Below are 24,576 nucleotides of genomic sequence, written 5' to 3'. Positions count from 1 at the left end.
TTTGTAGGGTTGCGGCGCTTTGTCAGCCATTTTTCCGCCCATTCTGAGCGTCTTTCGGCGTTGATAAATCACTGGTCCGGGATTTCGTAAGGGTAGATCTTGCCGGCTTGCATGGCATATCCGGATTCGGCCAGATCGCTGTGGCTCTGCGCCACTTTGAGGGTGCCTTCGATCCAGAACGGCTGGTAGAGGGTGTCCAGCATCACGCCGTTTTCGCTCTTCACGTGGACGATCTGGTTGGACGGCGGCGGCGGCACATGGATGCAGGCGCCGAAGTAGGGCACCAGCAGAAATTCGGTCACCCGGCCTTCCTCGTTGACATCCAGCGGCACGATGTAACCCGGCAGTTTCACCGAGACACCGTCGAGTTCGCGCACCGTCGGTTCGGACGGGCGTTGTTGCGCGACCGCGGGCGCCGACTCGGCTGAGAGGGCGTCGCCGAGTTGCGCCAGATCGTGCATGGCCACCGGTGGCGGAGCGGCTGCGGCGTCCGCCGGGATCAGCGCCTCCCACGTCAGCTCGCGCGGTGAAGCCGCGAATCCCGGAAGACTCAGTGCGAGTAGCAGGAGCAAAAGCGCGCATGGTTTTTTCATACGCGGATGGTCAGGCCATCGGCCAGCGATTGTCGATAGGCGCGCCAGGCCGGGATGCAGCCCATCAGCAGCGCGGCGATGAGGATGCCGCCGAGCATCTGCCATTCGTAGGCGCTGGGTAGCGACAGCGGCAGATACAGGCCATAGGTGCTCTGCACGAAACCCTGTGCGGCGGCGATGCCGATATACAGCAGCATGACGCCAACCACCACGCCGGCGGCGGCCAGCGCGAACGCCTCGACGATCAGCAACCCGGCGATGTGCCAGGGCCGCGCGCCGACCGAGCGCAGGATGGCCATCTCGCGACGGCGCTCGTTGAGGCTGGTGAGAATCGCCGTGAGCATGCCGATCAGCCCGGTCAGCACGACGAACAGCGAGACCATCAGCAGCGCTTTTTCCGCCGTGCCCATCAGGCTCCAGAGTTCCTGCAGCGCCACGCCGGGCAGGATCGCCAGCAGCGGCTCGCCACGGAACTCGTTGATCTCGCGTTGCACGGCGAAGGTTGCGACCTTGCTGTTGAGGCCGAGCAGGAAGGCGGTGATCGCCTTGGGCGTCAAGTCCATGTGTCGCGCCTGTTCGGCGCTGACCTTGCCGGCGCCGCGGGCCGGCACGCCGTTCTGCCAGTCGACGTGCAGCGCCTCCATGCCGGCGAGGGAAATGTGCAGCGTGCGGTCCACCGGCGTGCCGGTGCGCGCGAGGACGCCGACCACGGTGAACGGCTTGTCGGCGTGCTGGACCAGGCTGACCGTGGCAACGCCGTGGGCGAGGACGATCCGGTCGCCGAGCCTGTAGTGCAGCGCATCGGCCACCTCGGCGCCGAGCACCACCTCGAACGGGTCGTCGGCGAAGGCGCGGCCGTCGCGCAGCTGCAGGGCCTGGCTGCGGCCGTAACGGTAGTGCTCGAAGTACGCCTGGCTGGTGCCCATCACCCGGTAGCCGCGGTGCGAGTCGCCCAGGGAGATCGGGATCGCCCATTTCACTTTCGGGTCGGCGGCGACGGTTTCGAAGCTGTCCCAGCGGATGTTGTTGGTGGCGTTGCCGATGCGGAACACCGAGTAAAGCAACAGGTTGATCGAGCCGGAGCGCGCGCCGACGATCAGGTCGGTGCCGCTGATGGTGCTGGCGAAACTGGCGCGGGCTTCGGTGCGCACGCGTTCGACGGCGAGCAGCAGGGTCACCGAAAGGGCGATGGCGAACATCGTCAGCAACGCGGTGAAGCGCCGGTTGGCGAGGCTGGCCAGGGCTAGGCGGAATAGGTGCATCTCAGACTCCGGCGGGTTGGGCGGCGCGATTGAGTTCGGCCAGCGACAGGCTGCGGTCGAACAGCGGTGCCAGGCCCTGATCGTGACTGACGAACAGCAGGCTGGAACCGGCGGCGCGGCATTCGGCGAAAAGCAGTTCGAGAAAGGTTTCGCGGGTGTCGCTGTCCAGCGCCGAGGTTGGCTCGTCGGCGATCACCAGCTCCGGTTGGCCGATCAGCGCGCGCGCCGCGGCGACCCGCTGCTGTTGGCCGATCGACAGCGCATCGGCACGGCGCGCGTGCAGTGCGGGCGGCAGCCCAAGGTGAGCGAGCAGTTCGCTGGCGGCCAGCGCCACGCTGCCATGGCGCTGGTGCGCGCGCTGGCTGCGCGGGCGCGAGAAGCGGCACGGCAGCTCGACGTTTTCCCGCACCGAAAGAAACGGCAGCAGGTTGAACTGCTGGAAGATGTAGCCGGTGTGGTCGACGCGAAAACGATCGCGGGCGCCGGCGGACATTCCACCAAGTTCCTCGCCAAGCAGGCGAATGCTGCCGCGTCCGGCTTTCTGCACGCCGCCGAGCAGGCCGAGCAGGGTGGTCTTGCCGCTGCCGCTGGGGCCGCGCAGGAAGAGGGTTTCGCCGCGTTCGAGGCGAAACTGCGGGATATCCAGCAGTTCCTCCTGGCCGGGCCAGGCGAAGCCGAGGTCGTTGAGTTCGAGCAAAGAGGTCATTGCGCAGCCGGAAGAAGTAAGGTGAAGGCGCGCGGAGCGGCCTGGCTGCCCCGCGCAAGATTCAGAAGTTCAGCGTGGGGCTGGCCGGGGTGGCCTCGGCGCCCTGCTGGCCGTTCGGGCCGATCAACTGGACGTTGACCTTCTGGGTCGCCGGGAACTGGCTGAAGAAGGCGGAGAGATCGAGCGCCTTCAGCGCTTCGGGCGTGGCGCAGCTGAGCTTGTATTCGGCGTCGACGTCGCTGTGTTCGTGTCCGGCGTGCTCGTCGTCATCGTGATCCGCGTGCGCCTTGGCGTTGCCGAACAGCGGGCTTTCCAGTGCCTGCTCGGTCACTGTGCAGCCGGCGGCGGCAGGCAGGCTGAACAGCACCAGCGGTTTTTCCAGCTGTGCACGGGCGGCGGCAACCTTGGCCTTGTCGGCGACGCTGTTGGCCGCGTGCTCGAAGCCGACGATGTTCATCGCCGGACTTTCCAGGTCGATTTCCAGGGTCTTGCCGTCCAGCGCCACGTTCAGCGCGGCGACGCCATGTTCATGTTTGCCGAGACTGCCGTGCTCGTGGTCATGGTCGTCATCGTGGGCCTGGGCGATTGCCAGGGGTAGCAGTGCGAAGGGCAGGGCGAGCAGGACGCGGCGCATCGGATTCTCCGGGTGGTGTGACATTTGTCGTTACGTTATAACAAGGTTTTGTCGAAGAATGCCAGCGCGACGTGGTGGGATCGTTCGTGCCGTGGGAGCATGCGGGCTCGATGAGAGGAGCGTGGCATGGTGCGAATTCGCGGGAAGGTCGGCGACTGGCCGGTGGATCTGACGCTTGAGCTGGATGCGCAGGAGTGGGCGCTGCTGGCGGAGAAGGTCCGGGTGGAACCGGCTGCGGCGGCATCGAAGGTGGCGCCGTCGGCGTTAGCGGAAGACGGCCGCTGGCAGATGGCGCAGGACCTCCTGCGCCAGGCGCAACAGATGGAGGGGCCGCAGTTGCTGGCGGAGCTGTCCGCGCTGGCGGGCAGCGCGCAGGCCGGCAAGCGCCTATTGGTGCGCTTGCGGCATTGCGAGCAGGTGAAGCTGGAGAACGGCGGCGAAACGCCTATCTATCGCTGGATAGAGCGCTGAATCTACGGAATCAATAGATCGCCTGGTACAGCCGCCGGCGATAGGTGGTGACCAGCGGGTGATCGCTGCCGAGCAGGTCAAATACCTGCAGCAGCGACTTGTGCGGCAGGCCGTCGGCGTAGCTGCGGTTGCGCACGAAGAGTTTCAGCAGCCCGTCCAGCGCGGCCTCGTACTGCTGGCGCGCCAACTGCTGAACCGCCAGTTGATAGGCGGCCTCGTCGTCTTCGGCGTTCTGCGCCAGGCGCGATTTCAGCGTCGCGGCGTCGGGCAGGTCGATGGCCTGACGCAGGAACGTCAGCTGCGCGCGGGCGCCGGAAAGCGCCTGCTTGTGCTCGTCGCCCTTGACCGCGCCGAGCACCGCCTCGGCCTCTTCCAGCTCGCCGCGTTCGGCCAGGCAGCGCGCATAGAGAATCAGCGCCGCCGCGTTGCTGTTGTCTTCACCCAGCAGTTGCCTGAGCAGGGCCTCGGCGTCGCCGATGCGGCCCTCGTCGAACAGCGCCTGCGCGCTTTCCAGCGGATCGGCCGCTTCCGGCGGCGGCATCTGCACGTGCGGTTCGAGCATCGCGCGCACCGCGGATTCCGGTTGGGCGCCGGCGAAGCCGTCCACCGGCTGGCCGTCCTTGAACAGCACCACGGTGGGCAGGCTGCGGATGCCGAAGCGTGCGACGATCTCCTGCTCGGCGTCGCAGTCGACCTTGGCCAGCAGCAGTTCGCCGCGATAGCTCTCGGCGACCTGCGCGAGCATCGGCATCAGCGCCTTGCAGGGCGCGCACCATTCCGCCCAGAAATCCACCAGCACCGGCTTGTGGAAGGAATTCTCGATCACCAGCTGTTCGAAGTTGGCGGCGCCGGATACGTCGAAGATATAGGGCAGGTCGCTCATGGATTGTCTCGGCAAGGCAGAAAAGTGGCAGAACTATAAGTGGGGGCGCTGTGGTCGTGAAGCAAGTCCCGATCAGCCGGCGCGCCGTGCGTGATAGAGGCTGACGTGGCGAAATTCCGCGGGTTCGGCGAGGTCCGGCCAGGTGCAGGCTTCCCTCTGGTCGAGCCGGCGGTACAGCGGATGCTGGAAATCGCGGACCCGCGAATCGGCCACCAGTGCCTCGCGGCCACGGCTGAGGAACTGGTCGAGCAGCGGCAGGTTGGCGCGATCGTAGAGCACGTCCGCGACCAGGATCAGGTCGAAGCGATCGGCCTCGGCGAAAAAGTCGTCCGAATAGCCCATTGTCACCCCGTTCAGTTCGGCGTTGGCCCGGCAGGCCTGCAGGGCCAGCGGGTCGAGATCGCAGGCGACGACCTCCGCGGCGCCCGCCCTGGCCGCGGCAATCGCCGCCACGCCGGAGCCGGCGCCGAAATCCAGCACGCGCTTGCCGCGCACCCATTCCGGCTGCTGCGCCAGCCAGCGCGCCAGCACCAGGCCGCTGGCCCAGCAGAAGCTCCAGTACGGCGGCTCGTCGAGAATCCGCCGGGTTTCCTCCGGGCTGAAGGCGCGCTGCATGTTCGCCGGGTCGATCAGCCACAGCGACAGATCGGTGCCCGGCAACCGCTGCGGTAGCAGGCGCGCATCGCCGAGGAGATCTTCGATCGCCCGCTGCAGGGCCGGGCCTGGAGTCACGGTGCGACTTCCAGCTCCAGTGCGCCGAGCGTCTGGGTTTCCGCGCGGGTGATGCGCTGCGGCTGCAGGCGCAGGGTCAGCACGCCGGATTCGACGACACGGGCGCGCAACTCGACGCGGGCATCGGCCGGGAAGGCCGCCGGGTTGAACGGCAGGCGAAACGGCAGGGCGCCACCGGTGCCCGCCAGCTTGAGGCTGCCGAGCAGTTGCTGCGGGCGGTCGCGCTCGTCGATCACCAGCAGCGCCAGTTCCACTTCGCTACCCGCCGGCGGCGTGCTCAGCGTGCCGACCAGTTCGCGCATGTAGTCCGGCAGGCTCAGCTCGGTGACCACCGGTTTCGCCGGGGCCTTCTGTGCGGGTGGGGCAGAGGGTTCGGGCGCGCTGGCGCAGGCGGCGAGCAGGGCGGCAAGGAAAAGCAGGCACAACGGGCGTAGGGGCATCGGTCAATTCCATCGCTTCGGTTGACTGTATGACAACGCCATCCAGCCTTCGGCAGGGCGCCTGTATAGCGCAAAGTCCTCGTCTTGTCTTGCCGGGAGGATGCGCTACCATGGCCGCCCGTTTTCTCTATCGCACCCTGACATGCACTGTCCCTTCTGCAGCGCCAACGACACCAAGGTCATCGACTCGCGGCTGGTTGCCGAGGGCGATCAAGTGCGCCGCCGGCGTGAATGCATGGCCTGCGGGGAGCGCTTCACCACCTTCGAGACCGCCGAGCTGGTGATGCCGCGGCTGATCAAGCAGGACGGCAGCCGCCAGCCGTTCGACGAAGAGAAGCTGCGCGCCGGCATGCAGCGCGCGCTGGAGAAGCGCCCGGTCAGCATCGAGCGCCTCGAAGAGGCCATCGCCCACATCAAGAGCAAGCTGCGCGCCACCGGTGAGCGCGAGGTCAAGTCGCTGGTGCTCGGCGAACTGGTGATGACCGAGCTGCAGAAACTCGACGAAGTCGCCTACATCCGCTTCGCCTCGGTCTACAAGCGCTTCCAGGACCTCAACGAATTCCGCGAGGAGATCGAGCGGTTGTCCCGCGAGCCGGCCAAGCAATGAGCGACACGCCGGTAGACGATATCCGCCACATGGCCCGCGCCCTCCAGCTGGCGCGCCGGGGCCTGTATTCCACCCATCCCAATCCGCGTGTCGGTTGCGTCATCGTGCGCAATGGCGAGGTCGTCGGCGAAGGCTGGCACGTGCGTGCCGGCGAGCCGCACGCGGAAGTCCACGCGCTGCGCCAGGCCGGCGAACGCGCGCGCGGCGCCACCGCCTACGTCACGCTGGAGCCCTGCAGCCATCACGGACGCACGCCGCCGTGCGCCGATGCGCTGCTGCAGGCCGGCGTCGCGCGGGTGGTCGCGGCGATGCAGGACCCCAATCCGCAGGTGGCCGGTCAGGGCTTGCAGCGCCTGGCCGCGGCCGGGGTCGCAGTGGCCTCCGGCGTGCTCGAAGCCGAGGGGCGGGCGCTCAACCCGGGTTTCATCAAGCGCATGGAACAGGGCCTGCCCTACGTGCGGGTCAAGCTGGCGATGAGCCTGGACGGCCGCACGGCAATGGCCAGCGGCGAAAGCCAGTGGATCACCGGGCCGGCCGCGCGCGCCGCGGTGCAGCGCCTGCGCGCGCAGTCCAGCGTGGTGCTCAGCGGCGCCGACACCGTGCTCACCGATGCCGCGCGGCTCACCGTGCGTCCCGACGAATTGGGCCTGGATGCCGAGCAGACCGCCCTGGCCGCCGGCCGCGCGCCATTGCGCGTGCTGGTCGACGGGCGCCTGCGCGTGCCGCTGGATGCGCCGTTCTTCCAGGCCGGCCCGGCCCTGGTAGCGAGCACCGACGCCGCCGCGAGCGAGCGCTACACGGCGGCCGGGCATGCGCTGCTGGCGCTGGACGGCGGCGATGGCCGTGTCGATCTGCGTGCGCTGCTCGTCGAGCTGGCCGCGCGTGGCGCCAACGAGGTGCTGGTGGAGGCCGGCGCGCAACTGGCTGGCGCTTTCGCCCGGCAGGGGCTGGTGGACGAGTACCAGCTGTTCGTCGCCGCCTGCTTCCTCGGCTCCAGTGCGCGGCCGCTGCTCGACCTGCCGTTGGAGCGCATGGCCGAATCGCGCGCGTTGAAGATCGCCGATATCCGCGCCGTCGGCGATGACTGGCTGATCGTCGCCCGCCCTGTCACTCATTAGCTCCGATCGTCCCCGAACTGTCGCCGCGAGGGCCTGCAAGGCGCCTTGGCGCTTCCGGCCCTGCGGCATTTTGTGCTAAAAACGCCGTCCGGCCATTCAGGTGGCCGGAACGTTCTCAGGGCGGGGCGCAATTCCCCACCGGCGGTGATGGCGCGCAATGCGTCGAGCCCGCGAGCGCTCGCCATACCCCGCACGGGGCGGCGAGGTCAGCAGACCCGGTGTGATCCCGGGGCCGACGGTCATAGTCCGGATGAAGAGAGAACGGGATGCCACCACGGGCAGCCTTCAGGCGCGCCCCTGCAATCCCTTTCGATCGACGTGCCCTGTTTTTCACAAAACAGGAGTTTCACGATGTCGCGTTTCCATTTGCATTTCCTCAGCCGTTCGACGGCTTCTGCGCGGCTCGCGCGGGAGGTCGTATGTTCACCGGCATAATCGAAGCCATCGGCAGCATCCGCGCGCTGGCTCCCAAGGGCGGCGACGTGCGCCTCTACGTGCAGACCGGCAAGCTCGACCTGGGCGACGTCAAACTCGGCGACAGCATCGCGGTGAACGGCGTCTGCCTCACCGCGGTGGAGTTGCCCGGCGACGGCTTCTGGGCCGACGTTTCCCGCGAGACCCTCAGCCACACCGCGCTGGCCGGCCTCAAGAGCGGCAGCCCGGTGAACCTGGAAAAGGCGCTGACGCCCACCAGCCGCCTCGGCGGCCACCTGGTCAGCGGCCACGTCGACGGTGTCGGCGAAGTGGTGTCCCGCGAGGAGAACGCCCGCGCCGTGCAGTTCCGCATCCGCGCGCCGCGCGAGCTGGCCAAGTACATCGCGCTGAAGGGCTCGATCACCGTCGATGGCACCAGCCTGACGGTGAATGCGGTGAATGGCGCCGAGTTCGAGCTGACCATCGTCCCGCACACGCTCGCCGAAACCATCATGGCCGACTACCGCCCCGGGCGGCAGGTCAACCTCGAGGTCGACCTGCTGGCGCGCTACATCGAGCGCCTGCTGCTCGGCGACAAGGCCGCCGAGCCCGCCGCCTCCGGCATCAGCGAAAGTTTCCTGGCCGAGCACGGCTACCTGAACAAGTAAGGATTCGCCAACCATGGCACTCAACAGCATCGAAGAACTCGTCGAAGACATCCGCCAGGGCAAGATGGTCATCCTCATGGATGACGAAGATCGCGAAAACGAAGGCGACCTGATCATGGCCTCCGAGTGCGTGCAGGCCGAGCACATCAACTTCATGGCGCGCTACGCCCGCGGGCTGATCTGCATGCCGATGACCCGCGAGCGTTGCGAAACGCTGAAGCTGCCGCTGATGGCGCCGCGCAACGGCTCCGGCTTCGGCACCAAATTCACCGTCTCGATCGAGGCCGCCGAAGGCGTCACCACCGGCATCTCCGCCGCCGACCGCGCGCGCACCGTGCAGGCCGCCGCGGCGAAGAACGCCAGGGCCGAAGACATCGTCAGCCCCGGCCACATCTTCCCGTTGATGGCGCAATCCGGCGGTGTACTGGCCCGTGCGGGCCACACCGAAGCGGCCTGCGACCTGGCGCGGATGGGCGGTTTCGAGCCGAGCGGGGTGATCTGCGAGGTGATGAACGACGACGGCAGCATGGCGCGCCGGCCCGAACTCGAGGCCTTCGCCGAGCTGCACGGGATCAAGATCGGCACCATCGCCGACCTCATCCACTACCGGCTGATCCACGAGCGCACCGTGCAGCGCATCGCCGAACAGCCGCTGGACAGCGAAGTCGGTCCGTTCAACCTGGTCACCTACCGCGACTCGGTGGAGGGCGACGTACACATGGCGCTGACCCTCGGCAGCATCTGTCCGGAAGAGCCGACGCTGGTGCGGGTGCACAACATGGACCCGATGCGCGACCTGCTGATGGTCCGCCAGCCGGGCCGTTGGAGCCTGCGCGCGGCGATGACCGAAGTGGCCCGCGCGGGCAGCGGCGTGGTGCTGCTGCTCGGCCATTCGCTGGACGGCGACGAAGTGCTCGCGCACATCCGCGAGGCCGATGCCGGCACCGCGAAGACGCCGAGCACCTACAGCACGGTCGGCGCCGGCTCGCAGATCCTGCGCGACCTCGGCGTGCGCAAGATGCGCCTGATGAGTTCGCCGATGAAGTTCAATGCGATATCCGGGTTCGACCTGGAGGTTGTAGAATACCTGCCCGCCGATTGACAGGCGGCCCGCAGTGCCGCTTCCGATGACCCGCTCCCCTTCATGGGAGAGGGTGCCCGCAGGGCGGGGGAGGGGGTCGTGGCTCCGCGCCCGGCCTTCTCCCGCACCTGGGCAAGGGGAGCAAAAAGCTTATTTTCGGGGCGAGTGACGCCCGGCTCTTTAATACAGATCGAGACCCATCCATGCCTCTGAAGACCATCGAAGGTACCTTCATCGCCCCCCAAGGCAAATTCGCCCTGGTGGTTGGCCGCTTCAACAGCTTCGTCGTCGAAAGCCTGGTCAGCGGGGCGGTCGACGCCCTGGTCCGCCACGGCGTCAAGGAAGCCGACATCACCCTGATCCGCGCGCCCGGCGCCTTCGAGATTCCGCTGGTCACCCAGAAGGTCGCCCAGCAGGGCGAGTACGCGGCGATCATCGCCCTCGGCGCGGTCATCCGCGGCGGCACTCCGCATTTCGAATACGTCGCCGGCGAATGCACCAAGGGCCTGGCCCAGGTTTCCATGGAATTCGGCGTACCGGTCGCGTTCGGCGTGCTGACCGTGGATTCCATCGAGCAGGCCATCGAGCGCTCCGGCACCAAGGCCGGCAACAAGGGCGCCGAAGCCGCGCTGTCCGCTCTGGAAATGGTCAGCCTGCTGGCGGCCTTGGAGGCCAAGTGAGTCTTAACCGGGACGATCAGGACGACCAGCAGCCGGCCAAGCCGGCGAAGGGCAGGATCGCGCAGCGTCGCGTGGCCCGCAGTCTGGCGATGCAGGCGCTGTATCAGTGGCACATCGCCGGGCAGTCGCTCAACGAGATCGAAGCGCAGTTCCGCGTCGACAACGACTTCGCCGGTGTCGATGGCGCCTACTTCCACGAAATCCTCACCGGCGTTGCGCGCAACAAACCGGAAATCGATGGCGCCTTCGCCGCGTTCCTCGATATCCCGCTGGAGGAACTGGACCCGGTCGAACTGGCCATCCTGCGCCTGTCCACCTGGGAAATGGCCCACCGTGTCGACGTGCCGTACCGCGTGGTGATCAACGAGGGCATCGAGCTGGCCAAGGTGTTCGGCGCCACCGACGGGCACAAGTTCGTCAACGGCGTGCTGGACAAGCTGGCGCCGACCCTGCGCGCGGCCGAAGTGCGCGGCGGCCAGCGCGGCGACAAGCGCTGATGTCGCCCCGTCCCTCGTCCCCGGATGCTGCCTGAGGCGTCCCGATGGGGGAATTCGAGCTGATCCGTCGTTACTTCGCCGCCGCGCCCTGCGCGCAGGCGGCCGAAGGCGTCGCGCTGGGCATCGGCGACGATTGCGCGCTGCTCGACCTGCCACCCGGCGAACAGCTGGCGGTGTCCACCGACACGCTGGTCGCCGGCGTGCATTTCCCCGATGCCTGCGAGGCCTTTCTGCTCGGCCAGCGCGCGCTGGCGGTATCCGCCAGTGACCTGGCGGCGATGGGCGCGACGCCGCTCGCCTTCACCCTCGCGCTGACCCTGCCTGGCGCCGACGAAGACTGGTTGCGCGGCTTCGCCGACGGCCTCGCGCTGATGGCGGCGGCCTGCGGGCTGGCGCTGGTCGGCGGCGACACCACGCGTGGTCCGCTGAGCCTGACCCTGAGCGTGTTCGGCCGCGTGCCGCGTGGCCAGGCGCTGACCCGCAGCGGCGCACGGCCCGGCGACCTGCTCTGCGTCGGCGGCAGTCTCGGCGACGCCGCCGGCGCGCTGCCGCTGGTGCTTCGCGAGCGTCGCGCGGCGGCGCGGATCGCAAGGCCGCTGCTGGAACGATACTGGGCGCCGCAGCCGCAACTGGCGCTAGGGCAGGCGTTGCGCGGCAGCGCGACGGCGGCGCTGGACGTCTCCGATGGCCTGCTCGCCGATTGCGGCCACATCGCCCGCGCCTCCGGCGTCACCCTGCTCGTCGAGCGCGAGCGGCTGCCGTTGTCGGCGCCCTTGCTGGCGCTGCTCGGACGCGAGGCGGCGCAGGCCTGCGCGCTGGGTGGCGGCGACGACTACCGCCTGGCGTTCACGCTGCCGCCGTCCCTGCTGCCCGCGTTCCAGCGCGACTGGCCGGAGCTGGCGGTGATCGGCCGCGTCGAGGCAGGCGCCGGCGTGCAACTGCTCGACGCCCAGGGACTGTCCCTCGACCTGCCTGCGGGCGGTTACCAACATTTCGGAGCGACCCATGACTGATTCCCACCAGGCGCCGACGCAGCCGGTTCCGCATTCGGTGTGGTCCGATCCCTGGCATTTCCTCGCCTTCGGCTTCGGCTCCGGCACCTTGCCCAAGGCACCCGGTACCTGGGGTTCGCTGATCGCCCTGGTGTTCGTCCCGCTGTGGCACCTGCTCCCGGTGTGGGGCTACGCGGCGCTGCTGGTAGCCACCACGCTGTTCGGCATCTGGCTGTGCGGCAAGGTCGCCGACGACCTGCGGGTGCACGACCACGAAGGCATCGTCTGGGATGAATTGGTCGGCATCTGGATCACCTTCTGGCTGGCGCCGGACGGCTGGGCGTGGCTGCTGCTCGGCTTCGTGGCCTTTCGTCTGTTCGATATCTTCAAGCCGGAACCGATCGGCTGGTTGGACAGGCACCTGCAAGGTGGGCTGGGTATCATGCTCGACGACGTGCTGGCGGGCGTCTTCGCCTGGGCAGTCGTCCAAGGCGCGGCCTGGCTCGTGATCTAGGATACACAGCGATGAAATCATGGATGATCGGTGCGCTGCTGTTCTGCGCCACCGTGCTGGGCGAGGCGTACGCCGAGGAAGCGCAGGCGATGGACATCCGCCTGGTCAGCGACGTGTGGCCGGGCTACACCAATGCCGACGGCAGCGGTCTGGGCTGGGAGATCATGCGCTTGATCTTCGAGCCGGCGGGGGTGAAGGTGGACATTCGCAGCGAGGTCTACACCCGTGGCGTCGGTCTGGTTCAGCGTGGCGAGGCGGATGCCTGGCTGGGTTCCTACCGCGACGAGGGCCTCGACGGCGTCATCTATCCGCGCAGTTCCTACGGCCTCGACCCGGTGGTCGCCCTCGGCTTGAGCAGCAAGCCGGCCCCCGCCCTGGACGATCTCGCCCAGTACCGGCTGACCTGGATCCGTGGCTACGGCTACCAGCGCCATTTGCCCGGCGTGGTGGGATACGAAGAGATCCGCCGCCGCGACGGTGTGCTGGAAATGCTCGAACGCGGTCGCGCCGACTTCTACATCGACGCGCTGCCGGACGTGCAACTGCTGCTCCAGGCCAGCCCGCAGCCGGATCGTTATCGGATCACCGAACTGACCGGCCTGCCGATGTACCCCGGTTTCGCCGCGACCCCGCGCGGGCGCACCCTCGCGGCGCTGTACGACCGGCGCCTGCAGGCGCTGAAGGACGATGGCAGCCTGCGCGCCCTGTATGGGCGCTGGAACCAGCTCTATCTGTTCGACCGCTATCCGGAGAAGGGCGATGCGCCACAGTGAGCTGCTTGTCTGCGGCCTATTGTGGGCCTGCATGCTCCACGCCGCGCCGCAGGTGCAGGTGGTCGGGCTGTTTCCCAGCGCCGTGGTGCTCAACGTCGACGGCACGCGCAAGCTGGTGCGCGTCGGCCAGAGCGGGCCGCAGGGCGTGGAGGTGGTGGCGGCGGACAAGAACGGCGCGCTGCTGCGCATCGATGGCGTCGAGCGGCGCATCGAGCTGAGCCGCGAGTACGGCCAGGGCAGCGCGACGCCGAAGCGTCCGCAGGTGTCCATTGCGCGGAGCAACTCGGGGCACTACTGGGTGCCAGGCTCGGTTCAGGGTTTCCCGGTGCAGTTCCTGGTGGATACCGGCGCCACCTCGGTGGCGATGAACGAGGCGCAGGCGAGTCGCCTGGGCATCGACTTCCGGGTGCTCGGCCGGCCTTTGATCGTCAGCACCGCCAACGGCACGGTGAAGGCCTGGGGCGTGACGCTCAGCAGCGTCAAGGTCGGCGAGATCGAGCTGCGCGGCGTCCAGGCCTCGATCCTAGAAGGCCCGGCGCCGGGCGAGGTCCTGCTCGGCATGAGCTTCCTCAGCCGCGTGCGCTGGGGCGAAGAGCAGGGAATGCTGGTGCTCGAGGCCAAGTAGCTCCCGCAGGTCACGCATCCCTTTCCTACAGGTAGCGGCTCCAGAGCAGCTCGGCGCTGGCGGCGGCCGAGCCGTGGCCGCCGTCGCAATTGCTGGTGCAGTTGCCCATGTCGGGAATCCCGCCCGGGTTGTAGCCGGCCGGGAGGTTGGTCAGGTCGATGGTCAGGCTGCCGCCCCAGTCGTTGCTGGTGCTGCTGCCCAGGCCGGCCGCGGTGACGTAGCCATGCACGGTGCTGTTGCCGCTGGTGAGCAGGGTGTCGCCGGCGATCACGCTGCCGAAGACCTCGGTGGAGGCGCCGAGGTTGATGATGCCGCCGCTGTAGGCGCCGTCGACGTAACCGCCCGCCAGCAGGCCGATGTTGCCGACAGGGTTGCCGATCAGGGCGCCATCGGTACTGCAGTAGTTGACCGGGTAAAGTCCTGAAAAAGTGCTGTTCTGGCAGGTGAGGGCGTAACCGCTGTAGTTGATCGCGGAGACCTTGTCGCTGCCGGAGGTGGTGATGTTGCCGGTCGCGATGATGCTGTTGCGGAAGAAGCCGCTCTGCAGGGCCAGGTTACCTTTGAGCCAGAGTACGCCCGGGGCGACGACCGTATTGTCGCTTTGGCCGTTGAGCGTCCAGGTTCCGTTCGAGTAAGCGATGCACTCCGCGCCGTCCCAGGTGCCCTGGCAAATCTTGCGTGCGCTGGCGACGCCGACGCCGCTACAACTGCCGTTGGTGACCGTCGCGCATTCGGTCCTGCAATAGCCCGAGCCGTCGATGTCGCTGCACAGGTAACCCCACTTGTCGTTGTAGTTGGTCTTGATCTTGCCGATCCGGTAGCTACCGGCGGGGATGCCGCTGATGTTGGCGACGGTCACCACAATATGCCCGCTGTCGTAGGTGAAGGCGTAGTTGGCCGAACTCTTCAGCGGGTACGCATCCACCTGTGGCTGGGTCAGGCTGAACTCGGTCAGCCGGGTCATCGGCACGACGTCCACCAACGGCACGTCGACTACCAGGCCCGGCTGCCTGGAGACGTTCACGTTGTTGTTGTACTGCTCGGCCTTGGTGACCGTGCCGCCTACACTGCCGCTCGCGCTTCCCCAGCCGTTGAACGTCAGGTTCTGCTGCGCGGTGACGCTGCTCAGGCTGCCGGCGTTGACCAGCACCGAGCCTTTGGTGGTGACGCTCTTGCTGCCGGAGTCGTTGAGCGTGACGTTGCCGATTGCCTTGATCACCGTGGCGGCACTGCCACCGGCGACCACGCTGCCATTGGCATTGATCTGCGCGACGTTGCGGGTGGAGGTCACGTCCCCTTCGCTGTTGATGACGTTGACCGAGCCCCCGGTCACGGAGACGTTGCCGACCGCGGCCGCGACGTTCGTGGTGCCGCCGTTGCTGATGGCGATGGTCTGCGCCGCGTTCAGCGCGCCCTGGTTGCTGCCGCTGCTCACCTTGATCCAGCCCAGCGCATTGGCGGTGCTGGTGCTGCCGTTGCTCAGGGTGATGTTGCCGTTGGCGTTCAGCGTGCCCTGGGTACCGCCGCTGGCGACGGTGATATTGCCGAGCGCCGAGGCGGTGGTGGCGCTGGCGGAGCCCGTCAGCGCGATGTTGCCGTTGGAGTAGAGCGTGGTCACGGCGATGGCGCTGCCGATGGAAATGTCGCCGGTCGCCTTGATCGTCTTGATCCCGGTGATCGAGGCGTTGTTCAGGCTGACGTTGCCGCTGACGTTGAAGTTGGCGTTGTCATAGCCGCGGATGCCGATGCCGCCGCTCATGTTCAGGTCGTTGTAGATGTTCAGCACGTCGCTCCAGGGCAGACCGGATTCGGTGTTGGTCGCGCCCCCCGGCGTCACCTGGTAGACCGCCTGGATCACCGAGGTGGAGCGCGCGGCGGCGTCCTGGTTACGGATGTTGGCGGTGATCCGCCGGGTGCTGCCGCTGGTGACGGTGTTCTGCACGATCACCGCCCCCAGCGCCATGTCGCCGAGGCTGATGCTGACCGCCTGGCCGGCCGCCAGCGCTTCGAGGCTGGCCTGGTTGATCGACTTTAGGTACTGACGAAACACCTCGACGCCGGTCCAGGCGCCCGCCTGGGCGTGCGTCGCGGCATGCACCGTGACCTGCTTGTCCTGGGCGCTTCGCACGGCATGGGTGACGCCCAGCGCGGTCACCGTCAGCGCCAGCCCGGCGAGCAGGATGATCATCAGAGTCGCCATGCCGCGTTGTCGGGCGGGCAGGCGGGGCGTGCGCTGCGGGTGAAGGCCCATGGCGGTTGTCCTAGACGGGTTTGATGTTGGGCAGGCAGACGCTGTAGCTGATCGGGTCGGCTACCGCGCCCGCGAGCTGCGAGCTGCTGGGGGCACTGAGCGTCACCAGCGCATGGGCGCTGGGAGTGCTGTTGTCGCCCACACCGAACGGCCAGCAGTTGCTGGTGCTGATCTGGAAGACGACTTGCGCGAGGTTCTGCCCGCGGAACTCGGCGAGGTCGCCGACCACCGCCCAGGTCTTGCCCGACAGTGCGCCGCTCGCGTCGCAACTGTTCGCCTGCAACAGCGACAGCACGCGCATGCTCTGGCCGCTGGCGCTGTCGTTCACGCTGCGTTCGAGCAATCCGCGGCAGCGGTAGGTGCCGGTGTCGACCAGGCGCCAGAGCAGCGCGCGGGTGGTGCTGTCGAGGTTGGTGGTGGCCAGTGTGAGATCGGCATTGCCGGCCGCTTCGATGCCGAAGCCGGCGCTCTGGATCTCCAGTTGCGCACTGAGCAGGCCGGCGGCGATCTGCCCGTCGAGGTTGGCATCGCGGGTCGCCACCACTGCGCTTTGCACCAGGCTGCGGTACAGCGAAAGCATGGCGACGATGCTGAACATCGAGATCACCAGGCCGACCATCATGCTGATCAGCGTCATCCCGCGCTGGCGTTTCATAGCGTCGCCCCCACGCTGACTTCGCCGCCCAGCGCGCTGTTGCTCACGCTCAGGGTCAGCGGGCTGGCGATGCCGCTCAGCGGCTGGCCACCCACCGTGGCATTGGCGGTGGTGCCGCAGCCGGTGACGGTGACGTTGAGGGTGCCGATCGACGGCAGGCTGATCTGGTGGCTGCCGCCGCACAGGTCGGTGCCGGCGCCGTTGCGTTGCAGCAGGTCGCGCAGTTGGGCGATCGCCAGGCTCTGCAGGTTCATGTCCTTCTGGCTGACTGCGACGCGCGAGGTCACGTAGACCAGCCCGAGGCCGATGATCGCCATCAGCAGGATGCCGATCAGCGCCTCGAGGAGGATGTCGCCGCGCTGCCGGCGGCGATCAGTTGAAGACCAGAGCGACATTCTCACCTCCCGCGGCGAGCGTCAGCGCGGTGCTGGACGAGCAGCCGCTGGGCACCGAGGCGCTGGCGAGCGCGGCGTGGTTGTCGAAACTCAGGCAGCTCAGGGTGCTGGCGCCGGCGGTCAGGGTGACGCTGACGCTCGCAGGCAGTTGTGCCTGCCACGGCGAATGGGTGAGGCAGGTGGCGGGCGTGTCCTTGTCGTTGGCTTCGTGCAGGCTGAGCAGGTTGCTGTCGGACAGGCACAGCGTGGCCGCCGGCTTGCCGTCTACGATGCCGTAGCGGTTTCGCAGCGCGGCCGCCTTGGCCCGGCCGATGCCCTGGTTGAGCACACCCTCGGCATCGCGCACCTTGGCGCCGTTGCTCCAGGCGCTGGTGAACGGCCCGGCGATCAATACCAGGAACGCGAGCAGGGCCACGCTGATCATCAGTTCGATCAACGAGAAGCCCCGCGCCTGGCCCCTCACAGCCAGCTACCGTTGTAGGCGCCGCATTGGGCGATGGTGCGGGTGTTTTCGTTGTCCAGGGTGATCTCGCAGCCGTTCACCTTGCCGGTGCTGCCGGTGGCGGTCAGCGTGTAGCCGCTGGCGGAGGAGGACAGGCTGTACTCGAAGTTCGATTCCGCGGGGTGCCAGCCGGTGAACTGCGCGGTCACCGCGGCGCTGTCGTCGAGTGTCAGGGTCGGGTAGGCGAGCTTGCGCTGGTAGGCGTTCTCGAGGTTCAGGGCGAGCGCGGCGAGATCGGCCTGGGCGGTCTTGATCCGGCTCTTGGTGATGTAGCTGTCGTACGTGGGCAGGGCGATGGCCGCGAGTATGCCGATGATTGCGAGGGTGATCATCAGCTCGATCAGGGTAAAACCCGCGGTTCGGCGGGGAACAAACATGACCATCTAAGGCGTCCTTGGAAGTCGCGATGACCGGGTCCGATGACCCACTGCACCAGGGAATCTCGCGCATCCGATAGTGAGGGAGGGATGTGCGTGGAAAGCATGACCTGTGCCAACAGCGGGGCCTCTAAATCGGGCCTTTGGCGCATTCACTGCCTGCTTTGATGGCGAAACGCCTGCATTATGAACCATCCGAGGGCGGGGCCGGTGGACGATGAGCCGCAAAAATTGTAACGCCCGCGTTGGTCTCGACGATGCAGTGGCGGTAACAAGATGTAAGCAATGGCTTACGAGGTCTTGGGCGATTCGGTAGAGCCTTATCTAAAAAGCTGATAGTGATAGACGGAAATTCACGCTGACTCGACGTCGGTCGGCGCTGGTACAATGCCCGCCCCGCTTATCCCCATGGAGCCTCTCGGTGTCCGTCGTTTTCGTCGCCGCTTCGAAATTGCCCACGCCGTTCGGCGAGTTCGTCATGCACGGTTTCCTCGATGAGGAAACCGGCAAGGAGCATGTCGCCCTGACCATGGGCGATATCTCGGACGGCGCTCCGGTACTCGGTCGCCTGCATTCGGAATGCCTCACGGGCGATGCGCTGTTCAGCCTGCGTTGCGATTGCGGTTCGCAGCTCGAAGCCGCGCTGCGGGCGATTGCCGACGAGGGCCGCGGCGTGCTGCTTTATCTGCGTCAGGAGGGCCGTGGCATCGGCCTGCTGAACAAGATCCGCGCCTATGAACTGCAGGACGGTGGCGCCGACACCGTGGAAGCCAACGTGCGCCTGGGCTTCGGCGCCGACCAGCGCGACTACGCGATCTGCCTGCCGATGCTCGAACACCTGGGCGTCAGCGCGATCAGGCTGATGACCAACAATCCGCGCAAGGTGAAGGCGCTGGAAGGCTTCGGCATCCGCATCGCCGAACGCAGGCCGTTGCAGACCGGGCTCAACCCGCACAACGAGCGCTACCTGGCGACCAAGGCCGGCAAGCTCGGCCACCTGCTGGGCAGCCTGCACCAGGGTGAAGTGGAGAAGCCGTGAATCGGGCCAACGCACGCCGCAGGCTGGCGCTGGCCTGGTGGCTGCAACTGGCGCTGATGCTGGCGCCGTTGGTGCTGGTGGAGGTGCTGGCCGGCGACAACCCGCCGCGCGAGCCGCTGCTGATGCCGCTGTTCATCGCCGGGCTGCTCTCGATGTTCGTCAGCCTGCCGCTGTTCCACGCCTACAAGCGCGCCCTGATCGCCACCGAGAAAGCCCGTGACAGCGACGACGAGCCGCTCGCCTGGCGTGCTCTGGGACTGCGCCGGCGCAACGCACTGCTTGGCGCCAGCCTGCCGGCCTGGTGCGCCGCCGCCGGGCTGCTCGCCGGGCAGGAGGCGATTCCGCTGCTGTTGCTGACGCTCTCCAGCCTGGTGCTGTTCTACCTCTACCGCCTACCTCGCCAGCTCTGATGCGGCCTCTGCTCGTCGCGCTGCTGCTTCTCGCCTGTACCACGGCGGGCGCGGTGGAACGGGTGGTCAGCCTGGCGCCTTCCCTCTCGGAAATCATGCTCGACCTGGACGCCGGCGAGCTGCTGGTTGGCGTGCTCGATGGCGGCGAGCGGCCGGCGGCGCTGACCGGCGTGCCATCGGTGGGGCGCTACGGGCAGGTCGAGATGGAAACCCTGATCGGCCTCAAGCCCGATCTGTTGCTGCTCTGGCCGGGCAGCGTGAATGCCGCGCAGCGCGCCCAGCTCGAAGGCCTGGGCATCGCGATGTTCGTTGCCGAGCCGCACAGTTTCGACCAGCTCGCCGATACGTTCGCCCGTCTCGGCGAACGTATCGGCCGTGCCGAACAGGGGCGACGCGTGCAGGCGCGCTTCGTCGACGGCATCGCCGAACTGCGCCGGCGCTATGCGCGCGCCGAGCCGCTGCGGGTGTTCTACCAGGTATGGAACCCGCCGCTGTACACCATCGGCGGAGGGCAGATCATCAGCGACGCGATCGCCGTCTGCGGGGGGCGCAACGTCTTCGCCGACCTCGCCCTGCCGGCGCCCCAGGTGAGCGTGGAAAGCGTGCTGGCGCGCGACCCGCAGGTGATTTTCGGCGCCAATGCGGCGCAACTGGAGGGTTGGCGGGTGTGGGCGCAGCTCGCCGCGGTGCGCGCCGGGCAGCTGTGGAGCGTGCCGGACAACGGCCTCGAACGGCCCAGCCTGCAGATGCTGCAGGCCACCGCGAAGCTCTGCAGGCAGATGGCCGAGGCTCAGTAGTAGCGGGTCCAGAGGGTTTCGGCGGTTCCGGGCTGGGTGGCGCAGTCGCGCGAGCAGGGGTTTTCGCTCGGGTCGAAGCTCGACGGCGCGCCGCTGACGTCGACGACGGTGCTGCCGCCCAGGCTGGTGGACGTGGTGGTGCCCTGGCCGGCGGTGGTCAGGCTGCCGTGGATCACGGTGCTGCCGGTGGTGCTCAGGGTATTGCCGGCCAGCACGTTGCCGTAGACGTTATTCGCCGAGCCGAGGGTGATGTTGCCGCCGACGAAGCTGCCGTTGAGGTAGCCGCCGGAGATCAGCGCGGTGTTGCCCGCGGCGTTGCTGATGAAGGTTCCGGCGCTGACGTTGCAGAAGTTGCTCGGATACAGCCCGGTGAACGCCGGGTTGCGGGTGATCGCCACCGGCGCGTTGGCACACACCGCGGCGTAGCCGGCGTAGTTCACCGCCACCACCAGGGCCGAGCCGGAGGTGGCCAGGTTGCCGGTGGCGATGATGCTGTTGTTGTAGCTGCCGTTGCCGACGTTGACGTTGCCGGCGAACCAAAGCACGCCGGGGGCGAGGCTGATGCCGTTTATCGACCAGGTGGTGGTGTCGGCGGCGTAGGTGATGCAGCCGTTGTAGGCCGAATAGCCCTGGCAGATCGTGGCGTAGGGCGTCACGGGCTGGGTGCAGGTCGGCTCGCCGGCCGAACCGCTCACCTCCGTGCACAGATAGTCCCGGTAGGGCCCCTGGTAGTTGCCCAGGTAGTAACTGCCCGGCGCGATGCCGGCGATGTTCTGCACGGTGACCTTGCGAAAGCCCGCCTGATCGATCTCGAAGATGTAGTTGGCCGAGTTGCGCAGCGCGTAGGCGTCGACCTGCGGCGGCTGGATCGAAACCGTGTTCGCCGCGACCACCGAGACCGTGCTGGGCGACGCCACGTAGCCGCTCTGCACCAGCACGCCGGGGCAGTTGAGGTACACCGGGCAGGATTTCGTCCCGCCGATGGTACCGGCCAGCACCAGGCCGCTGCTGCTGCTCAGGTTGCCGCTGGCGTCGATCCTGTTGAGGGTGCCGTAGGCCGACACCACGTTGCCGCTGGTGGTCACCTGGCTGGCGCCGCCGCCACTGAGGGTCACGGTGCCCTTGGCGCTGATGGTCGGTGTCGCCAGGGCGCCGGCGTAGGTCACGTAGCTGTTGGAATTCAACGCGGTGGCGCTGGCCGAGCTGGTCCAGTTGATGAAACCGAGCGCATTGATGGTGTTGGCGTAGGCGGCACCACCGGAAACCACCACGTTGCCCTGGCTGTTGATCGTCCCCGCGTTCGCGGCGCCTCCGGACAGCGTCACGTTGCCGTTGGCCTGGATCGAGTTGGCGCGGGTGGCGCCACCGCTGAGGCTGACGCTGCCCAGGGCCTCCACCGTGCCGATCGCCGCCGAGCCGCTGAGGGCGATGTTGCCGTTGGCCTGCACGCAGTTCACCACGATCCCGGAACTGATGCTGACGTTGCCCGTGGCGCGGATGCAGTCGATCCCGGTCACGCTGCCGGACAGGTTGACGTTGCCGTTGACGTTGAAGCTGGTGTTGTTAAAGCCCACCGCGGCGACGTTGCCGCTCATGTTCAGGTCTCCGTTGATGTTCACCGCGCCCTGCACGCCGATGGGCGCGCTTTCGCCGTCGTCCTGCGCGGTGGTGACGATGAACACCGCCTGCACGGTGGACCGGGCTTCCGCATGGCTGCCACCGGCGGAGGTGCCGGTGATGTCGACCACCAGGCTGAAATCGCTGGCGTTCTTCACCGGCGCGCCCTCGATGCGTGCGCTGAGCCCCTCGGCCCCGCTGATCGGCAGGTCGCCGCGCAGCGACATCAGGGTGGCCTCATCGAGGGTCAGCAGGTAGCTGCGCACCATCTCGACGCCGCCCCAGGCGATCTGCTGGGCCTGGGTCGCGCTGTGCACCGAAAGGGCCTTCTCCTGGGTCCCGCGCACGGCATACATCACCCCGACCGCGGTGGCGGTCAGCGCCAGCCCGGTCATCAGGATGATCAGCAATGTCGCCATGCCGCGTTGGCGGGATAGCCGGAAGGGCCGTTTGGCGCTCATCGAAACAGGTCCATCAAGGTGGCGCGAGATTGGGTAGGCACACGGTGTAGCTCGACGCCGCGTAGGCGGTATCGGTGTTCAGGGTGCTTCCGCCGGCGCTGATGACCACCTGCACCGCCGGGTTGGCGAAACTCTTTCCGTACGGCCAACAGGCGTTGACCTGGGTCTTGATGCTCACCGCCTGGCTTGCATTGAGCGTGCCTGGCGCGATCAGCGCGACGCTTTCGCCCTGCCAGTCGACGCTGGAGAACTGGATCGCCGCCGCGCAGGGCTTGCCGCGCAGCAGGATCAGCCCGCCATCGCGCGCCAGCAGCGCGCTGCACAGGTAGGTGCTGCGGGTCGGATTGCTGCCCCAGACGATGGCCTCGCCCTCCTGCTCGCTGCCGAGGATGTTCTGGATCGTCCCGCTGAGCATGCCGCCGGGCGTCAGGCTCGCCCCGGCGAGCAGCATCAGGTCCTGGTTGACCGCCGCCGAGGGGATGCCGAACCCCGCGCTTTGCAGTTCGATCTGCGCCGTCAGCAGCCCCGCCGCCACCTGGCCGTCGAGGTTGGAGTGGACGATCGAGTCCGCCGCCTGATGCACGAGGTTGCGATACAGCGAGAGCATCGCGAGGATGCTCAGCGAGGAGATCACCAGGCCGATCATCATGCTTATCAGCGTGATCCCGGCCTGCGGGCGCGCCCTAGTTCTCACCCACCTTCACCACACCGCCGAAATAGTCCGACGCCTCGTCCGGCGTGCTCAGCGTGACCGTGTCCGGCGGGCTCTCCAGCGCCACGCCCTTCACGCTGATGGTCGGCGTCGCGCAGGTCACCTGGAGGTTGAAGACCTGATCGTTGGGCGGCAGGGTGATCACCGCCAGGCTCGAGTCACTGCACAGTTCGTTTCCGTATTGCTGCAGCAGATTGCGCATCTGTCCCACCGCGAGTCCTTGTGCGTTGCTGTAACGATGGCTGACCTCGACCCGCGAGGTCACCGCCACCATGCCCAGGCCAATGATGCTCATCAGCACCACGCCGATCAGCGATTCGACCAGGATGTCGCCGCGCTGTCTGGCTGGGCGGAGACCGCCATCAGATGAGCGTGACATCCAGCGAATCCTCGCTGCCGACAATCACGTTGAAGGTGCCGGTGCTGGTCTCGACGCAACCGCTGACCGTCACCGGCAGCCCGCGGTTGTCCAGTGCCAGGCACTGGAAATCCTCCCCCCCGATCGTGATGCTGGCGGCGCTCGGTATCACCGCGGACCATTGCACATCCTCGTCCGCCTCGGGCGTGCAGCTGAAGGTCACGTCGCGCGTCAGCCGCAGCACGCTGAGCGTGCCGCCGCTCAGGCACAGCGCCGCGCTCGGCATGCCGGCGCCCACTGCACCGGGATTGCGCAACGCCAGCGCCTTGGCCCGCGACAGGCCCTGCTGGAGCAAGCCGGCGGCGTCGCGCTGCTTGGCGCTGTTGCTCCAGGAAATCGTCATCGGGATCGCCGCCATCAGCAGGATCAGCATGACGGCGAGGCTGATCATCACTTCCACTAGCGTGAAACCCCCGGCGTCCTGCCTCATTGCCATCCTGTGAAGCTCCCGCAGTTGGATACGCTGCGCTCGTTGAGATTGGTCAGGCTGATGGTGCAGCCGCTCAGGTTGCTGCTGGTGCCGGTGGCCGTCACGGTATAGGTGGTGGACGTGGCGGTACTCAGGGTATAGCTGAAGTCGCTGGCCTGCGCCGGGGTCCAGCCGGTGAACAGCGCCTTGGTCTCGGCGGTGTTCGAGGTCGTGCTGGTGGGGTAGGTCAGCTGGCGCTGGAAGTGGTTTTCCAGGTTCAGGCTCAGCGCCACCAGGTCGGCCTGGGCGGTCCTGATCTTGCTCTTGGTGATGTAGCTGGTGTAGCTGGGCAGGGCGATGCCGGCGAGGATCGCCACGATGACCAGGGTGATCATCACCTCGATCAGGGTGAAGCCCGAGTGCGCGCCACGGCGGACAGCCGCGTGCCGCGCACCGGTTTTCGCGAAGGAGGGGATTGCGCGGGGGCAGCGAGCGGCACCGACAATCCGTGCGGGGCTGGTTAGCGGGTGGTTATTCATAAGCCAATCGACCCCCCTTCCTGGCAAAAGGTTGCCTGGGAATTCGTCTTTGAGAAGTAAGCCGTTATTTTTGCTGAATTAGATTTTTTTCAACGGCGGACGGCGGCTTCAGCGAAGCGGCAGGAACGGCCCTGAAGCGGGCTTTTTCGGCAGTATGGCGTCTAGCGTGAAGGCACGGGGCCAGCGTCGCGGGAGTTTCCCCGGCGTCTTTTCCTGCCGCTGCCGGCCCAGGTCAAATTTTGTCATTTCATGCGGCTGGCAATGTGCGGGGACTGCTGGCAGATTGTCGGTCGCTGTCAGGCCG

31 protein-coding genes and 1 riboswitch are annotated in these 24,576 nt (G+C 67.3%); of the genes, 14 read left to right on the top strand and 17 right to left on the bottom strand.

Annotated features, from left to right (window positions below; translation table 11 throughout):
* Positions 1 to 68: 68 nt before the first annotated feature.
* From B3E91_RS11155 to B3E91_RS11140, 4 genes are all read right to left on the bottom strand, one after another.
* Positions 69 to 593, bottom strand: coding sequence for a DUF3299 domain-containing protein (locus B3E91_RS11155; protein ID WP_287029474.1), 525 nt, complete (start codon positions 591 to 593; stop codon positions 69 to 71).
* A complete protein-coding gene (locus B3E91_RS11150) occupies positions 590 to 1,855 on the bottom strand; it encodes an ABC transporter permease (RefSeq protein WP_287029473.1) in 1,266 nt (421 codons plus the stop codon). Before B3E91_RS11150 ends, B3E91_RS11155 begins: the two co-directional genes overlap by 4 nt.
* 1 nt (position 1,856) lies before the next feature.
* The gene (locus B3E91_RS11145) at positions 1,857 to 2,561 is read right to left on the bottom strand and encodes an ABC transporter ATP-binding protein (RefSeq protein ID WP_287029472.1); all 705 of its coding nucleotides are present in this window, start codon (positions 2,559 to 2,561) and stop codon (positions 1,857 to 1,859) included.
* 61 nt (positions 2,562 to 2,622) lie between these two features.
* Positions 2,623 to 3,195, bottom strand: a complete 573-nt coding sequence (locus B3E91_RS11140) for a DUF2796 domain-containing protein (RefSeq protein ID WP_287029471.1) — start codon at positions 3,193 to 3,195, stop codon at positions 2,623 to 2,625.
* A gap of 126 nt (positions 3,196 to 3,321) precedes the next feature.
* Here B3E91_RS11140 and B3E91_RS11135 point away from each other — a divergent pair, with 126 nt between their 5' ends.
* A complete protein-coding gene (locus B3E91_RS11135) occupies positions 3,322 to 3,666 on the top strand; it encodes a hypothetical protein (RefSeq protein WP_287029470.1) in 345 nt (114 codons plus the stop codon).
* A gap of 10 nt (positions 3,667 to 3,676) precedes the next feature.
* Here the strand turns inward: B3E91_RS11135 and trxA are convergent, their stop codons facing one another.
* The 3 genes from trxA to B3E91_RS11120 form a co-directional block, all read right to left on the bottom strand.
* Positions 3,677 to 4,549 carry a thioredoxin gene (trxA, locus tag B3E91_RS11130; RefSeq protein WP_287029469.1) on the bottom strand — a complete coding sequence of 291 codons (873 nt, stop codon included), beginning with the start codon at positions 4,547 to 4,549 and terminating at the stop codon, positions 3,677 to 3,679.
* 72 nt (positions 4,550 to 4,621) lie between these two features.
* Positions 4,622 to 5,281, bottom strand: a complete 660-nt coding sequence (locus B3E91_RS11125) for a class I SAM-dependent methyltransferase (RefSeq protein WP_273230284.1) — start codon at positions 5,279 to 5,281, stop codon at positions 4,622 to 4,624.
* A complete protein-coding gene (locus B3E91_RS11120; protein WP_287029468.1) occupies positions 5,278 to 5,721 on the bottom strand; it encodes a YbaY family lipoprotein in 444 nt (147 codons plus the stop codon). The genes B3E91_RS11125 and B3E91_RS11120 overlap by 4 nt, the downstream gene beginning before the upstream one ends.
* Positions 5,722 to 5,863: 142 nt before the next feature.
* On the opposite strand from B3E91_RS11120, the gene nrdR reads away from it, so the two are divergent.
* The 10 genes from nrdR to B3E91_RS11070 all read left to right on the top strand — a co-directional run bounded on the left by nrdR (position 5,864) and on the right by B3E91_RS11070 (position 13,690).
* Entirely contained in the window at positions 5,864 to 6,328 is a 465-nt protein-coding gene (gene nrdR, locus B3E91_RS11115) for a transcriptional regulator NrdR (protein WP_273230288.1), read from the top strand.
* Positions 6,325 to 7,446: a bifunctional diaminohydroxyphosphoribosylaminopyrimidine deaminase/5-amino-6-(5-phosphoribosylamino)uracil reductase RibD gene (ribD, locus tag B3E91_RS11110; protein WP_287029466.1), complete on the top strand. Its 1,122-nt coding sequence runs from the start codon at positions 6,325 to 6,327 to the stop codon at positions 7,444 to 7,446. Before nrdR ends, ribD begins: the two co-directional genes overlap by 4 nt.
* A gap of 107 nt (positions 7,447 to 7,553) precedes the next feature.
* Positions 7,554 to 7,713, top strand: a riboswitch (FMN riboswitch).
* Positions 7,714 to 7,865: 152 nt separating this feature from the next.
* Positions 7,866 to 8,528 (top strand): riboflavin synthase, encoded by a 663-nt coding sequence (locus B3E91_RS11105; protein WP_287029465.1) that lies wholly within the window; start codon positions 7,866 to 7,868, stop codon positions 8,526 to 8,528.
* Between the two features lie 13 nt (positions 8,529 to 8,541).
* On the top strand, positions 8,542 to 9,630 hold the full coding sequence (gene ribBA / locus B3E91_RS11100) for a bifunctional 3,4-dihydroxy-2-butanone-4-phosphate synthase/GTP cyclohydrolase II (protein ID WP_090225313.1): 1,089 nt from the start codon (positions 8,542 to 8,544) through the stop codon (positions 9,628 to 9,630).
* Between the two features lie 182 nt (positions 9,631 to 9,812).
* The gene (gene ribE / locus B3E91_RS11095) at positions 9,813 to 10,289 is read left to right on the top strand and encodes a 6,7-dimethyl-8-ribityllumazine synthase (RefSeq protein ID WP_090225314.1); all 477 of its coding nucleotides are present in this window, start codon (positions 9,813 to 9,815) and stop codon (positions 10,287 to 10,289) included.
* Entirely contained in the window at positions 10,286 to 10,786 is a 501-nt protein-coding gene (gene nusB, locus B3E91_RS11090; protein WP_287029464.1) for a transcription antitermination factor NusB, read from the top strand. Before ribE ends, nusB begins: the two co-directional genes overlap by 4 nt.
* A gap of 44 nt (positions 10,787 to 10,830) precedes the next feature.
* The gene (gene thiL / locus B3E91_RS11085; RefSeq protein WP_287029463.1) at positions 10,831 to 11,799 is read left to right on the top strand and encodes a thiamine-phosphate kinase; all 969 of its coding nucleotides are present in this window, start codon (positions 10,831 to 10,833) and stop codon (positions 11,797 to 11,799) included.
* A complete protein-coding gene (locus B3E91_RS11080; protein WP_287029462.1) occupies positions 11,792 to 12,292 on the top strand; it encodes a phosphatidylglycerophosphatase A family protein in 501 nt (166 codons plus the stop codon). The genes thiL and B3E91_RS11080 overlap by 8 nt, the downstream gene beginning before the upstream one ends.
* Positions 12,293 to 12,303: 11 nt before the next feature.
* On the top strand, positions 12,304 to 13,065 hold the full coding sequence (locus B3E91_RS11075; RefSeq protein ID WP_287029461.1) for a substrate-binding periplasmic protein: 762 nt from the start codon (positions 12,304 to 12,306) through the stop codon (positions 13,063 to 13,065).
* Positions 13,052 to 13,690: a retropepsin-like aspartic protease family protein gene (locus B3E91_RS11070; protein WP_414708243.1), complete on the top strand. Its 639-nt coding sequence runs from the start codon at positions 13,052 to 13,054 to the stop codon at positions 13,688 to 13,690. Before B3E91_RS11075 ends, B3E91_RS11070 begins: the two co-directional genes overlap by 14 nt.
* Positions 13,691 to 13,715: 25 nt before the next feature.
* Here B3E91_RS11070 and B3E91_RS11065 read toward each other — a convergent pair whose 3' ends face one another.
* From B3E91_RS11065 to B3E91_RS11045, 5 genes are read right to left on the bottom strand one after another with little or no spacing between them, the layout of a single operon-like run.
* Positions 13,716 to 15,941: a hypothetical protein gene (locus B3E91_RS11065; RefSeq protein WP_287029460.1), complete on the bottom strand. Its 2,226-nt coding sequence runs from the start codon at positions 15,939 to 15,941 to the stop codon at positions 13,716 to 13,718.
* A 10-nt stretch (positions 15,942 to 15,951) separates the two neighbouring features.
* On the bottom strand, positions 15,952 to 16,596 hold the full coding sequence (locus B3E91_RS11060) for a PilW family protein (RefSeq protein ID WP_287029459.1): 645 nt from the start codon (positions 16,594 to 16,596) through the stop codon (positions 15,952 to 15,954).
* The gene (locus B3E91_RS11055; protein ID WP_282340670.1) at positions 16,593 to 16,991 is read right to left on the bottom strand and encodes a type IV pilus modification PilV family protein; all 399 of its coding nucleotides are present in this window, start codon (positions 16,989 to 16,991) and stop codon (positions 16,593 to 16,595) included. The genes B3E91_RS11060 and B3E91_RS11055 overlap by 4 nt, the downstream gene beginning before the upstream one ends.
* Complete coding sequence (locus B3E91_RS11050; protein ID WP_287029458.1) at positions 16,969 to 17,454, bottom strand: pilus assembly FimT family protein; 486 nt, start codon at positions 17,452 to 17,454, stop codon at positions 16,969 to 16,971. The genes B3E91_RS11055 and B3E91_RS11050 overlap by 23 nt, the downstream gene beginning before the upstream one ends.
* Positions 17,451 to 17,876 (bottom strand): type IV pilin protein, encoded by a 426-nt coding sequence (locus B3E91_RS11045; RefSeq protein WP_287029457.1) that lies wholly within the window; start codon positions 17,874 to 17,876, stop codon positions 17,451 to 17,453. Before B3E91_RS11045 ends, B3E91_RS11050 begins: the two co-directional genes overlap by 4 nt.
* A 415-nt stretch (positions 17,877 to 18,291) precedes the next feature.
* Here B3E91_RS11045 and ribA point away from each other — a divergent pair, with 415 nt between their 5' ends.
* The 3 genes from ribA to B3E91_RS11030 are packed head-to-tail and all read left to right on the top strand — an operon-like array spanning position 18,292 to position 20,116.
* Positions 18,292 to 18,909, top strand: a complete 618-nt coding sequence (gene ribA / locus B3E91_RS11040; RefSeq protein WP_090225331.1) for a GTP cyclohydrolase II — start codon at positions 18,292 to 18,294, stop codon at positions 18,907 to 18,909.
* Entirely contained in the window at positions 18,906 to 19,319 is a 414-nt protein-coding gene (locus tag B3E91_RS11035) for an MFS transporter (protein ID WP_090225333.1), read from the top strand. The genes ribA and B3E91_RS11035 overlap by 4 nt, the downstream gene beginning before the upstream one ends.
* Positions 19,319 to 20,116, top strand: coding sequence for a cobalamin-binding protein (locus B3E91_RS11030; RefSeq protein WP_287029455.1), 798 nt, complete (start codon positions 19,319 to 19,321; stop codon positions 20,114 to 20,116). The genes B3E91_RS11035 and B3E91_RS11030 overlap by 1 nt, the downstream gene beginning before the upstream one ends.
* Here B3E91_RS11030 and B3E91_RS11025 read toward each other — a convergent pair.
* The 5 genes from B3E91_RS11025 to B3E91_RS11005 are packed head-to-tail and all read right to left on the bottom strand — an operon-like array spanning position 20,110 to position 24,128.
* Positions 20,110 to 22,194, bottom strand: a complete 2,085-nt coding sequence (locus B3E91_RS11025) for a hypothetical protein (RefSeq protein WP_287029454.1) — start codon at positions 22,192 to 22,194, stop codon at positions 20,110 to 20,112. The two genes, B3E91_RS11030 and B3E91_RS11025, sit on opposite strands and share 7 nt — an antisense overlap.
* A 13-nt stretch (positions 22,195 to 22,207) precedes the next feature.
* Positions 22,208 to 22,843 (bottom strand): hypothetical protein, encoded by a 636-nt coding sequence (locus B3E91_RS11020; RefSeq protein ID WP_287029453.1) that lies wholly within the window; start codon positions 22,841 to 22,843, stop codon positions 22,208 to 22,210.
* A 34-nt stretch (positions 22,844 to 22,877) separates the two neighbouring features.
* Positions 22,878 to 23,285, bottom strand: coding sequence for a type IV pilus modification PilV family protein (locus B3E91_RS11015; RefSeq protein WP_090225337.1), 408 nt, complete (start codon positions 23,283 to 23,285; stop codon positions 22,878 to 22,880).
* Positions 23,269 to 23,754 (bottom strand): pilus assembly FimT family protein, encoded by a 486-nt coding sequence (locus B3E91_RS11010; RefSeq protein WP_287029452.1) that lies wholly within the window; start codon positions 23,752 to 23,754, stop codon positions 23,269 to 23,271. Before B3E91_RS11010 ends, B3E91_RS11015 begins: the two co-directional genes overlap by 17 nt.
* On the bottom strand, positions 23,751 to 24,128 hold the full coding sequence (locus tag B3E91_RS11005) for a type IV pilin protein (RefSeq protein ID WP_376747818.1): 378 nt from the start codon (positions 24,126 to 24,128) through the stop codon (positions 23,751 to 23,753). Before B3E91_RS11005 ends, B3E91_RS11010 begins: the two co-directional genes overlap by 4 nt.
* Positions 24,129 to 24,576: the final 448 nt, after the last annotated feature.

The organism is Pseudomonas sp. UBA6310, from assembly GCF_002438225.1.
Classification (GTDB): domain Bacteria; phylum Pseudomonadota; class Gammaproteobacteria; order Pseudomonadales; family Pseudomonadaceae; genus Pseudomonas_O; species Pseudomonas_O kuykendallii.
Note: the sequence above shows the minus strand (reverse complement) of the source record. Positions and strands in the feature narration are given on the sequence as shown.